This is a genomic window from Blastococcus sp. MG754426, from assembly GCF_021699055.1.
In the GTDB taxonomy this organism is placed as follows: Bacteria; Actinomycetota; Actinomycetes; order Mycobacteriales; family Geodermatophilaceae; genus Blastococcus.
Genome location: NZ_SSXC01000014.1, coordinates 51,461 through 62,411, shown reverse-complemented (window position 1 = coordinate 62,411; position 10,951 = coordinate 51,461). Strand labels below are relative to the sequence as shown.

At 75.4% G+C, this 10,951-nt stretch carries 15 protein-coding genes; 7 read left to right on the top strand and 8 right to left on the bottom strand.

Annotation, left to right across the window (positions count from 1 at the left end):
- Nucleotides 1-386: 386 nt before the first annotated feature.
- The 3 genes from lnt (at nucleotide 387) to E9549_RS07640 (ending at nucleotide 3,299) form a co-directional block, all read left to right on the top strand.
- Nucleotides 387-1,961 carry an apolipoprotein N-acyltransferase gene (gene lnt / locus E9549_RS07650; RefSeq protein ID WP_236825936.1) on the top strand — a complete coding sequence of 525 codons (1,575 nt, stop codon included), beginning with the start codon at nucleotides 387-389 and terminating at the stop codon, nucleotides 1,959-1,961.
- Complete coding sequence (locus tag E9549_RS07645; RefSeq protein WP_236825935.1) at nucleotides 1,958-2,731, top strand: polyprenol monophosphomannose synthase; 774 nt, start codon at nucleotides 1,958-1,960, stop codon at nucleotides 2,729-2,731. The genes lnt and E9549_RS07645 overlap by 4 nt, the downstream gene beginning before the upstream one ends.
- Before the next feature lie 61 nt (nucleotides 2,732-2,792).
- The gene (locus E9549_RS07640) at nucleotides 2,793-3,299 is read left to right on the top strand and encodes an FxsA family protein (protein WP_236825934.1); all 507 of its coding nucleotides are present in this window, start codon (nucleotides 2,793-2,795) and stop codon (nucleotides 3,297-3,299) included.
- 116 nt (nucleotides 3,300-3,415) lie between these two features.
- On the opposite strand, the gene E9549_RS07635 is transcribed toward E9549_RS07640, so the two are convergent.
- From E9549_RS07635 to E9549_RS07620, 4 genes are all read right to left on the bottom strand, one after another.
- Nucleotides 3,416-3,760, bottom strand: coding sequence for an RNA polymerase-binding protein RbpA (locus E9549_RS07635; RefSeq protein ID WP_091932539.1), 345 nt, complete (start codon nucleotides 3,758-3,760; stop codon nucleotides 3,416-3,418).
- Between the two features lie 192 nt (nucleotides 3,761-3,952).
- Nucleotides 3,953-4,690, bottom strand: coding sequence for a thymidine kinase (locus tag E9549_RS07630; RefSeq protein WP_236825933.1), 738 nt, complete (start codon nucleotides 4,688-4,690; stop codon nucleotides 3,953-3,955).
- Nucleotides 4,687-6,036, bottom strand: a complete 1,350-nt coding sequence (locus tag E9549_RS07625) for an MFS transporter (protein ID WP_236825932.1) — start codon at nucleotides 6,034-6,036, stop codon at nucleotides 4,687-4,689. Before E9549_RS07625 ends, E9549_RS07630 begins: the two co-directional genes overlap by 4 nt.
- 136 nt (nucleotides 6,037-6,172) lie before the next feature.
- Complete coding sequence (locus tag E9549_RS07620) at nucleotides 6,173-6,952, bottom strand: glycerophosphodiester phosphodiesterase (protein WP_236825931.1); 780 nt, start codon at nucleotides 6,950-6,952, stop codon at nucleotides 6,173-6,175.
- Between the two features lie 147 nt (nucleotides 6,953-7,099).
- Here E9549_RS07620 and E9549_RS07615 point away from each other — a divergent pair, with 147 nt between their 5' ends.
- A complete protein-coding gene (locus E9549_RS07615) occupies nucleotides 7,100-7,507 on the top strand; it encodes a hypothetical protein (protein WP_236825930.1) in 408 nt (135 codons plus the stop codon).
- 9 nt (nucleotides 7,508-7,516) lie between these two features.
- Here E9549_RS07615 and E9549_RS07610 read toward each other — a convergent pair whose 3' ends face one another.
- Both E9549_RS07610 and E9549_RS07605 read right to left on the bottom strand, forming a co-directional pair.
- Nucleotides 7,517-7,747, bottom strand: a complete 231-nt coding sequence (locus E9549_RS07610) for a hypothetical protein (protein WP_236825929.1) — start codon at nucleotides 7,745-7,747, stop codon at nucleotides 7,517-7,519.
- A 188-nt stretch (nucleotides 7,748-7,935) separates the two neighbouring features.
- Nucleotides 7,936-8,283 (bottom strand): hypothetical protein, encoded by a 348-nt coding sequence (locus E9549_RS07605; protein ID WP_236825928.1) that lies wholly within the window; start codon nucleotides 8,281-8,283, stop codon nucleotides 7,936-7,938.
- Nucleotides 8,284-8,366: 83 nt separating this feature from the next.
- Here E9549_RS07605 and E9549_RS07600 point away from each other — a divergent pair, with 83 nt between their 5' ends.
- From E9549_RS07600 to E9549_RS07590, 3 genes are all read left to right on the top strand, one after another.
- Nucleotides 8,367-8,957: a hypothetical protein gene (locus tag E9549_RS07600; RefSeq protein WP_236825927.1), complete on the top strand. Its 591-nt coding sequence runs from the start codon at nucleotides 8,367-8,369 to the stop codon at nucleotides 8,955-8,957.
- A gap of 25 nt (nucleotides 8,958-8,982) precedes the next feature.
- The gene (locus tag E9549_RS07595; RefSeq protein ID WP_236825926.1) at nucleotides 8,983-9,132 is read left to right on the top strand and encodes a hypothetical protein; all 150 of its coding nucleotides are present in this window, start codon (nucleotides 8,983-8,985) and stop codon (nucleotides 9,130-9,132) included.
- A gap of 257 nt (nucleotides 9,133-9,389) precedes the next feature.
- Nucleotides 9,390-9,584: a hypothetical protein gene (locus tag E9549_RS07590; protein ID WP_236825925.1), complete on the top strand. Its 195-nt coding sequence runs from the start codon at nucleotides 9,390-9,392 to the stop codon at nucleotides 9,582-9,584.
- Nucleotides 9,585-9,588: 4 nt separating this feature from the next.
- Here E9549_RS07590 and E9549_RS07585 read toward each other — a convergent pair whose 3' ends face one another.
- Both E9549_RS07585 and E9549_RS07580 read right to left on the bottom strand, forming a co-directional pair.
- Entirely contained in the window at nucleotides 9,589-10,233 is a 645-nt protein-coding gene (locus E9549_RS07585; RefSeq protein WP_236825924.1) for a LysE family translocator, read from the bottom strand.
- 55 nt (nucleotides 10,234-10,288) lie between these two features.
- A complete protein-coding gene (locus E9549_RS07580; protein ID WP_236825923.1) occupies nucleotides 10,289-10,885 on the bottom strand; it encodes an antibiotic biosynthesis monooxygenase in 597 nt (198 codons plus the stop codon).
- Nucleotides 10,886-10,951 lie beyond the last annotated feature (66 nt).

Genomic DNA, 10,951 nt, shown 5'->3' with positions numbered 1-10,951 from the left:
GGCGGGCCGGGAACCGCGTGCGGGAACCCCGGCGGAGCCCGCGTGGACCCGCGCCATCAGACAACGGTCGCGCCGATCGCACCCAGCGACCGGCCGGCCGGCCCGAAGGCGCGCCGTCCGCGGGGAGCGACCGCCGGTGCGTCCGGGACAGGGGTCCGGCTGCCTCGACGGGTGGTGCGGCGGCAGCCGCGTCCGCCGGCGGCGCCGGGATGGGATGCTGGGTCGGGACCGCGTGGACACCGCGGTCCGGACCCCGCCCGAACGGCGCGGGGACGTCCCGTCCGCACAGGGCGGCTGCACCGGGGAGGCGCTGGGTGCCCGCAGGCGTAGGCGGACCGGGGACCGGGACGCTCCCGCGGACGACCGGCCCCGGCGGTGCCGATCCGGTGGCGTCGCCGTCGACCGCGCCCGGCACCCGCTGGTCCCGCGCACCGTGGCGGACCCTGCTGGCCGCCGCCGGCGGGCTGGCCATGTTCCTCGCCTTCCCCGGCCACGACCTCATCGCCCTGGCGGTCCTCGGCCCGGCCGCCCTGGCCGTCGCCGTCCACGGGGGCGGCGTGCGCGCCGGCCTCTGGCTCGGTCTGGTCACCGGCCTCACGTTCTTCGTGCCGCTGCTGTCGTGGACGGGCATCTACGTCGGCGCGGTCCCGTGGCTGGCGCTCGCCGTCAGCCAGTCGCTGTACCTCGCCGTCCTGGGCGGGCTGACCGCGCTCACCTCCCGGCTGCCCGCCTGGCCGCTGTGGGCGGCGGCGCTCTGGGTGGCCGTCGAGGCCGCCCGCGGGCGGTTCCCCTTCGGAGGCTTCCCGTGGGGGCGGCTGGGCTTCTCCCAGACCGACGGCCCGTTCCTCGCGTTCGCCGCCTACGGTGGCGTCCCCCTCGCCGGCTTCGCCGTCGCCCTCACCGGCACCCTGCTGGCCGCCGCGCTGCTGGCCGGCGTCGCAGCGCGCCGCGCCGGCACCGGTGCCCCGGGGCTGCGCGGGGCCGCCGCCGCGCTGGCCGGGGTGCTGGCGCTGCCGCTCGTCGGCACGCTCGCCTGGCTGCCGCTGCCCGGGGAGTCGCTCACCGCCGGCGGGCCCACCACCACGGTCGCGGTCATCCAGGGCGACGTGCCGCGCGCCGGGCTGGACTTCAACGCGCAGCGCCGCGCGGTGCTGGACAACCACGTGCAGCAGACGCTGCGGCTCGCCGACGAGGTGGCGGCGGGCCGGCAGCCCCGCCCCGACGTCGTCCTGTGGCCGGAGAACAGCTCCGACATCGACCCCTACCGCAACGCCGACGCCGCGGCGCGGATCCAACGGGCGGCCGACGCCGTCGGTGCGCCGGTGCTCGTCGGCGCGGTCGTCGGCGGGCCGGGCGAGTTCATCAGCAACACCGCGATCGTCTGGTCACCGGAGGAGGGGCCCGGCGACACCTACGTCAAGCGGCACCCGGTGCCCTTCGCCGAGTACGTCCCCTACCGCGATTTCTTCCGGCTGTTCAGCGAGAAGGTCGACCTCGTGCGCCGCGACTTCGCCGCGGGTGACGAGGTCGGCGTGCTCGACGTGGCCGGCATCCGGCTGGGTGACCTGATCTGCTTCGAGGTGGTCTACGACGGTCTCGTGCGCGACGTCGTGGACGGCGGTGCGGGCATGCTCGTCGTCCAGACCAACAACGCGACCTTCGGCTACACCGACGAGAGCGAGCAGCAGCTGGCCATGAGCCGGGTGCGCGCGGTCGAGTTCGGGCGCAGCGTCGCCGTGGCGGCGACCAGCGGGATCTCGGCCGTCGTGGCCCCGGACGGCACCGTGGTCCGCTCCTCGGAGCTGTTCGAGCCGGCGGTCTTCGTCGAGGAGATCGCCCAGCGCGACGACCGCACCGTCGCCCAGCGCCTCGGCGTGCTGCCGGAGGCGCTGCTGACGGCCCTCGGCCTGGGCGCGGTGCTGCTGGCGGTCCTGCGGCGCCGCCGGGCGGCCCGGGCGTGACCGGACGCGTCCTGGTGGTCATCCCCACCTACAACGAGGCCGAGAACCTGGCGCGGGTCCTGGACCGCCTGCACGCCAGCGTGCCCGAGGCCCACGCCCTGGTGGTCGACGACGGCTCGCCCGACGGCACCGGCGCGATCGCCGACGCGCGGGCCGTCGCCGACCACCGCGTCCACGTGCTGCACCGGGCCGCGAAGGCCGGGCTCGGGCGCGCGTACGTGGCCGGCTTCCGCTGGGCCCGCCAGCAGGGCTACGACGTGCTGGTCGAGATGGACGCCGACGGCTCGCACGCACCCGAGCAGCTGCCCGACCTGCTCGCCGCCCTGGCCGATGCCGACCTGGTGCTCGGGTCCCGCTACGTCCCCGGCGGCCGGGTCGAGGACTGGCCGGCGCACCGGCTGCTGCTGTCACGGATCGGCAACCGCTACACCCGCTGGGCGCTGCGCCTGCCGCTGCGCGACGCCACCGGCGGCTTCCGGGCCGCCCGAGCCGAGCTGATCGACCGGCTGCCGTTCGACGAGGTGGCCAGCGAGGGCTACTGCTTCCAGGTCGACTGGGCCTGGCGCGCGCTGCGGTCGGGGGCCCGCGTCACCGAGGTGCCGATCACCTTCACCGAACGCGCGTTCGGCCGGAGCAAGATGAGCGGCTCGATCGTTGGGGAGGCATGGGCCCGCGTGACCGCGTGGGGCGTTCAGGACCGGCTGGCCGGGTGGCTGCCGGGACGCGTGCCCCCGCCGGTGACCGGTACGGCCGACCCGGCCGGTCGGTAGCGCCCCCGTCGGCGCCGGCCGGCGGGGGAGCGGCGAGGGACGTCGAGAGGGAGGAGGCGGCGTGGCTGACGTGGTGCGTCGGAGGCTGCGCACGGTGGTGGGCCTGACCGCGCTGGCGGAGCTGGTGGTCTTCGTCCTGGTCGCCGCCTGGATCGGCCTGGGGTGGACGATCGTCGCCACCCTGGTCACCAGTGCGCTCGGCTGGGTGCTGCTGGCCAGCCAGGGCCGGCGGACGCTGGCCGACCTGCGGCAGCGGGCGCGCTCGCGCGAGGCCGCGGGCCGCGAGCTCGGCGACGCCGGGCTGATCGCCGTCGGCGGGCTGCTCATGGTGCTGCCGGGCTTCCTCGGCGACCTGGTCGGGTTGCTGTGCCTGCTGCCGGGGACGAGGGGCCTGGTGCGCGGGCTGCTCAGGCGGGTCGTGCTCGCCCGGCTGCCCGAGCACCTGCGCGGGCCCGTCCGCGTGGGCAGCACCCGCGCCGCGCCGGTGGACACCACCGGCACCTCCCGGCCGCAGGAGCCGCTCGTCATCGAGGGCGAGGTGCTCCGGGACCCCGAGCAGCGTCCCTGAGCGACGGCCGCGGTGCCCGGGGCAGGTGCCCGGACGCGGAACGGCCCCGGTGGATCTCTCCACCGGGGCCGTTCCGGAAGACGGTGCGCTGCCCGCCCCGCGAGGCGGGTCCGTCGTCAGCTGGCGCGGGTCCGCCGACCGCGGAGCACCTCGAGGCGCTCGGCCAGGACCTCCTCGAGGTCCTCCACGCTGCGCCGCTCGAGGAGCATGTCCCAGTGCGTGCGCGGGGGCTTCACCTTCTTGGGCGCCGGCTCGCTCCCGCCGACCAGCTTCGCGGCCGAGCCGTCGAACTTGCACTCCCAGGTGTCGGGGAGCTCCGCGTCGTCGGCGAAGGGCACCGTGAACAGGTGGCCCGAGGGGCACCGGTACTCGGCGTACTGCCGCTCGATGGGCGCGGTGTTCCGCTCGGTCTCGTAGCTGACGCTGCCCAGTCGGCTGCCGCGCAGGGAACGCTCACCCATGGCACACCGTCCTCTCGTGCTTGTGTCGGTCGGGACTCGACGTCCGGAGGCCAGGGAAGTACCCAGGCGACCGGGGAGTCAGAGAGATGAACGACGGAAATGGCGGGAAGATTCCGCCGAATCGGCTGCTCATCATCGCATGGGGTGGGATCCCCGCCCCCGGCGCCCCCCGCACGGGTGAGGAACCGCCGCTCAGGGGAGGGCCAGCTGCCCCGGACCGGCCGCGGTGGGGCCCAGCTCGCCGCGTACGTAGTGCCGCCGGCAGAGCACCTGGTAGCGGACGGCGGGTGCCCCGGCGCCCGCGCCGGGGAGCTCGGCCGGGGCGGTGTCGGCGACGACGACGGTCTCGCCCGAGCGCACCATGACACCGTCGACGACGCGGGCGTTGAGCTGCCCCGGCAGGCCGCACCAGCAGAGCACCTCCACCTGGATGCGCTGCACGTCGTCGGCGAGCTCCAGCAGCCGCTGGGTTCCCGGGAACAGCCGGGTGCGGAAGTCGGTGGTCAGCCCGAAGGCGTAGACGTCCACGTGCGACTCGTCCACGAGCTCGGCGAGCTGGTCGACCTGGGCGGGGGAGAGGAACTGGGCCTCGTCGACGATGAGGTAGTCGACGCGGTGGCCGTCGGCCCAGCGGTCGCGCACCAGGAGCCGGAGATCGGTGGCCGCGTCGATCTCGATCGCCTCCCGGCAGAGGCCGACCCGGGAGGTGATCCGCGGCGCGGCGGAGCGGTCGCCCTGGGTGACCAGCAGGCCGTGCCGGCCCTGCCGGCTGTGGTTGTGGTCGACCTGCAGCGCAAGGGTCGACTTCCCGCAGTCCATGGGCCCGTGGAAGAACCGCAGGTGGGCCGGGGCCGGGTGCCGCCGCCGGTCACCGGAGGCGGGGACCGAGCTGGGGAGCAGGGGAGCGGTGCCGGAGGGGGTGGCGGTCACAGCTTCTCCGGCGGGGTGTTGCCGGCGGCGACGACCGCCCGGCGCATCGGCAGCGCGGCAAGGGCGACGAAGCCGCCCACGAAGAAGATCACCAGGCTGACGATCGCCAGGCGGTAGGACCCGGTGAGCTGGTAGGTGAGCCCGAAGGCGAGCGGGCCCAGCCAGCTCGTGCCGCGGTCGCTGATCTCGTAGAAGCCGTAGTACTCGGCCTCCTTGCCCGCCGGGATGAGCTGGCTGAACAGGGAGCGGGAGAGCGCCTGGGTGCCGCCCTGGACCAGGCCGATGACGGCGGCCAGCGCGTAGAACTGCGCGACCGCGCCGGTCTCCAGGAAGAAGGCGGCCACCAGCACGCCGATCCAGGCCACCAGCGCACCCAGGACGACCCGCTTGGCCCCGTAGCGGCCCGCCAGCCGGCCCAGCCCCAGCGCGCCGAAGATCGCGACGACCTGCACCATGAGGATCGCGCCGGTGAGCACGTCCTGCGCGAGGTCGAGCTCCTCGGTGGCGTAGGTGGCCGACAGCGAGATGACCGTCTGCACGCCGTCGTTGAAGAGCAGGTAGGCGCCGAGGAACCACAGCGTGAGCGGGAAGGCGCGCATCTCGCGGAACGTGGTGGCCAGCTGCCGGAAGCTGCTGCCCGACCGAACCGCGGAGGCGGCGACCGGGCGGTTGCGCAGCCGGGACACCGAGAACAGCGCGAACGCGCCCCACCACAGCCCGGAGGTGGCCAGGGCGATGCGCACCGCCTCGCCGGTGGTCAGGCCCAGGTCCTCGGCTGCCACGACCAGCGCCAGGTGGACGGCGAGCAGCAGGGCGCCGCCCACGTAGCCGAAGGCCCAGCCCCGGCTGGAGACCAGGTCCCGCTCGTCGGGCCCGGCGAGGTCGGGCAGCCACGAGTAGTAGACGACGGTGGCCGCGCCGAAGCTGATGTTGGCCAGGACGAACAGCAGCGCGGCCATGAGCCACCGGCCGTCGCCGGCGAAGTACAGGCCGGTCGTGGCCAGCGCCCCGAGCAGCGCGAAACCGGCGAGCATCTCCCGTTTGCGACCGGTGCGGTCGGCCACCGCGCCGGTGAGCGGGAGCACCAGCACCTGCAGCACCACCGACGCGGACAGGACGTAGGAGAACCAGCTCCCGGCCGCGACGGAGAGCCCCAGGAAGGACAACCGCTCGTCGGGACCGGCGGCGTCGCGCGCGATGGCGGTGAGGTAGGGGCCGAGGAAGACGGTCGTCACCGAGGTGTTGAAGACCGACATCGCCCAGTCGTAGGAGTACCAGCCGAAGCGCTCGCGGGAGAGCGCCCGGTCGGCCGGCGGCACCGGGGCGGCGGGGACGGCGGTGGTCACCGCGGCAGGCTGCCAGTCGCCCGGCCCGTGGTCCAGCACCGGCCCCGGGCGGTCGCGGGACGTCGCGCGGGGCGGCGCCTCCGGTCCCGGCCGGTGCACCACCCCGCGGAGCCGGGCGCGGGGTCCGAGCGCCGCCTCACGCCGGGGGATCCCACTGGCCGCGCTTCTCCAGCACGCCGCGCAGCATCGCCGGCCGGTCGGTCATGATGCCGTCCACACCGAGGTCGAGCATCGCCTCGGCCTCGGCCGGGTCGTCGACGGTCCACACGTGGACCTGGAGGCCGCGCGCGTGCGCCGCCGCCAGGAACCGCTCGTCGACCAGCGCGCGCCCGCCCAGCTGCAGGGGCACCTGGGCGCAGCCGGCCGAGATGCGCACCAGCCCGGCGGCGCGGGGCGAGTAGGACGACAGCCGCAGCGCCGCGACCCCGCGAGGGCCCAGCGAGGTGCAGACGGCCGGGCCGAACAACCGCCGGGCGGCGGCGATGCGGGCGTCGGAGAACGATCCGAGGCAGATCCGGTCCAGGACCTGCATCCGCCGCACGAGCCGCACCAGCGGGGCGAGCACCCCCGCGGCCTTGATGTCGAGGTTGAAGCGGACGTCGGGCCAGGCCCCGAACAGGTCCTCCAGGCGGACGATGGGCTCGCGGCCGCCGATCCGTGCCTCGGAGACCTGGGCCCAGGTGAGGCTGTCGAGCCGGCCGCTCTGGCCGGTGACCCGTTCCAGGGTGGGGTCGTGGAAGGCGACGAGGACGCCGTCGGCCGTCACCTGGACGTCGGTCTCGATGAAGCGGTAGCCGAGCTCCACGCAGGCCTCGAAGGCCGGCATGCTGTTCTCCAGGTGCTCGATCGCCCCGCCGCGGTGGGCCATGGCCAACGGGGTCGGCGCGTCCAGGAACGGGAAGCGCGCGGCGGGCACGCCTCCACGCTAGTGGCCGCGTCCGGGCACCGTGCGGGGCCCCACCGCTGCCGCTCCACGCCGGGCCGACGCCGTCGCCGCCTGCGTTCCCCCGGTGTCCTGGCGTGTCATCCAGGACTGTCGGCGGCGGCGTCTACCGTGCCCTGCGTGGCACAGCAGCACGCGTCCGGCAGCACGGCGTCCCTCCCCGTCGCGCCGCTCCCCAGCCGGGGGAGCGGTGAGGAGCGCCGGTGCGGCTGGTGCCGCAAGGTCCTCCCTCAGCAGGGCTCGGTCGGCCGCCCGAGGCTGTACTGCGGCCAGGCCTGCCGCCAGCGCGCCTACGAGCAGCGCTCCGCGACGGCGAAGGCCGGGCTGCCCGGTGACGTGGTGCTGGTGTCGCGGGCCGAGCTCGACGGCCTGCAGGACCGGCTCTACCAGCTGCGTTGCGCTCTCGAGGACGTGGAGACCATGCTGCGGGAACGGCCGACCAAGGCGGAGCTGGAGCGCTCGCTGGCCGATCTCGTCCGCTCGACGGGGCGGCTCGACCGGCTCTGGGTCACCGAACGCTCCAGCTGACCGGCCGGTCTAGTCCGGGTCCTGGGTGTCGTCGTCGGTGTTCTGCTCGATCTCCGGGTTGCTGACGTCCGGCAGGTTCTCCCGCTCGGCATCCTCCGGGCTCACCGTGTCGACGACCTCCTCGGGCGTTCCATCGTTGCGGTCCAACCCGGCCGGGTCACCGCAGGCGGTCATCGAGGCACCTCCACCGAGGAGCGCCAGCGAGGTCAGCAGAGCGGCGAACGGTCGTCGGGTTCTCATGGGTCGAGCCTACGAACGCAGCCCGCTGGACGCCCGTCGAACGGCAGACACCAGCGCCTTTACGTCACAGTGACGCAATACGGGAGGTGTCGGCGGATGGGAGGGAGTGTCGACCGGGAGGTTGTCCGGCACCCGGTGCGCGGCCGGCGAGCGCGTCGCCACTCCGGCGCAGCCGCGGCACAACAAGATCAACTCATGGGGGAGTCGGCGAGGGATGGCGCGGCCGGCTCGCCGTCCGCGGACCCGACCGAGCCGCCCGTGGGCGGACAACCGGTCGCCGGCGCCTGCCGGCCCGAACCGCGGCCACCCAGTCGGGCGACCCTGCGCGCGCCCACGTGCGAGCCGGGCGCGGATTGCCCGCCGAGCGCGAGTGCGCCGGCGATCTCGGGATGGCTGTCCGAGGAGTTCGCGACCCCTTCCGACCCTCTGTCCGTCGCGCCGATAATCGACGTTATGTCAATCCGGCGGGCGGCCACCAGGGCCTGGTGGATCTGGGTGCCGTGCGCTGCGGTCACCGCCGCGACCGTGCGCGTCACCGGCCAGCGCTACCGCCGATGTGGCACGCCCGACCGGCCGGCTGCCCCGGGCGTGTGCCACCGCCCGGGGTGATGATCGGGACATGCCCCGCTCCTGGACCCACGTCGGCCGCTGCTGGACCAACGGCGAACCCTTCCTCGCCCTGGACGGTGAGCTCCTGCCGGCCTGGCGGGGCATGAGCGAGCAGGCGTACGAGGCTCTGGTACCGCAGCTTGGGTACCAGCTCACCGGCATCCCCCTGGACGGCGGGAGCGCCGCGCTGGTGCTGACCGACCCCGAGGTCGGCGACGAGGGCTGGCTCGAGGTCTTCCGCGCCGACGACGGCAGCGTCGCCGTCGTCCAGGCCGTCGCCGAGGACTACCGGACGGCGCTGGACACCGCGCTCGCGTTCCCCGCCACCGGCGACCAGGTCGGTGACGTCGTCGCCGTGCCCAGCGGCCGGCTCGCCTTCATCAGCGCCGCGCTGGACGGCACCGGCGAGGACGGCGCCTTCCTGCTGCCCGAGTCGCCCGGCCCCACGCCGCACTCGGCGGCGCTGGAGCGCGGCGCCGCCACCGACGCGAGCCCGCTGCTCGTCGTCGCCCCCGGGACGTTCCGGCTGTCGGTCCTGTGGCGCACGGAACTCCACGAGGAGGCAGCCTTCGCCCGCTGGCTGTTCACCCGCGAGGCCTGACCGCTCAGTTGCTGCGGCAACCACGGTGGTCGGGGACTCCGAGTCCGGGCTCGCCGCCGACGCCGCGAGCGCGGCCGGCGCACCGGGCCGGGTGCTGCTGGGCATCGAGGTGCCCGACGTCGGCGCGGTCCTGCCGCGCCTCCCCGGCTCGGCGGCGCGGCCCCGCACGGGGTGAAACGACATACCCCTGGGGGCAGCGGGTCGGCCACGTCACCGACCGCGACGGGAACGCCGTCAACTGCACCGGCTGAGCGACCGCGAGCGCGAGGTCGCGCTCCCGGTGCCCGACGCCGACCTCGTGCGAGCCCAGGACACGGCTCGCCGCGCCGGCGCGGCGAGTCATCTTCCATTCCTGACCGCCCCCGCGGGTTCCGCGTGCCGGGCACGGGGTAGGCGTCCGCGGACCGTGCCGCCCAGCCGTTGGAGGATCCCGTGACCGAGGCCCGTCCCGACACCGACGAGCACCGCGAACCGGGCGGCACGCCCTCCCCCGGTCCCGCAGACCTCACCGACCGGCCGCTCACCCCCGGCACGGACGACGACGGCGGAGCGCGGGCGGTCCCCGGCGCCTACGAGGCCGACGACGCGGACCGGGAGCGGGGCAAGGCGGTCAAGCCGGGCGGCTGACGCCTCAACGGCCGGAGACGGCGACCCGGAGCCCCAGCGCGACCAGCACGGTGCCGCTGGCCGCCTCCAGCCGCCGCCGCACCCGCGGCCGTCGGAACCACCTGCCCGCGCGCGCCACCGCGGCCGCCAGGGCCAGGTAGAGCCCGGTCTCGACGACGACCTGCAGCAGCGCCAGCGCCGCGGTGTTGGCGAGCACCGGGCCGTCCGCGGGCACGAACTGCGGGTAGAACGCCAGCATGAAGACGGCGGCCTTCGGGTTGGCCAGCTGCACCAGCAGGCCCTCCCCGAACGCCGCCCACCACCCGCGGCGGAGCAGCCGTTCCTGCTCCGGGCCCCGGTCGGGCAGGGTCCCCCCGTCGCGCCAGGCCGTCCGCCAGGCGCGCAGACCGAGGTAGAGCAGCACCCCCGCACCGGCGACCCGCAGCACCAGGTAGGCGACCTCGGACGCCGCGACCAGGGCGGCCAGGCCCGCGCCCGCCGCCAGCGCCCAGAGGTACAGCCCCAGTTCCAGCCCGAGGACCGTCGGCACCGCACCGCGCAGACCTCGTAGCGCCGCCCGCCGGAGGATCAGCGCCATCGCCGGGCCGGGCGTCGCCGCCATGAGCAGCACGGCCACCAGGAACGCCGGCAGCATCGCGAGCACGTCCACGCCGCGATGGTGGCAGCGCGCCGGTCGGGACGTCGATGCGATTACGCGCGGCTGCTCAGCGGTCGCGCCAGCGCCGTCCCTGCAGCCACCACTGCAGGCGCGCGGTCATCCACGGCAGCAGCAGGTAGGTCATCAGCGGCGTGAGCGCCAGCGTGATGGCCAGCACCCGCAGCACCACGTGGACGTCGGCGAGCGCCGCCCCCAGCGTCACCGTGGCGAGCAGGTTGACCGGGAAGAACACCAGCCAGATCGTCACCGCCTGCTTCCAGCGGGGCGGTGCCGGGGCGGCCGGCGGCGGGTCCACGGCCTCGGCGACGGGCGAGTCGAACCAGCCCTCGATGCCGGTGCGCCGCTCGGTGCGCGTGACCTCGGCCAGGCCCTGCGCCGAGCGCAGCCACCACTGCCGTTCGGAGGAGGCCTCCCACGCGGCCAGGGCCGGCTGGTCGGCGAACCGGACCAGCATGTGCCACTCGTCGGCGTCGCGCCGGGCGCGGACCCAGCCGCCGCCCAGGAAGCCCGGGAAGCCCTCCGCCATGCTGAGGCCGGCGCGGATCCACGCCGTCATCTCCCGCGTGTGCGCCGGGTCGGCGCGCCGCGTGAAGGACACCGTCACCGGGAGGTCGTCCCGGGTGAGGGCGGTGCTCGTCGTCATGCGTCCAGGATCGCCCGGATCGGGGACCTGAGGGTCCCCCGCGGCGGTGTGAGCCCCGCCTCGCCC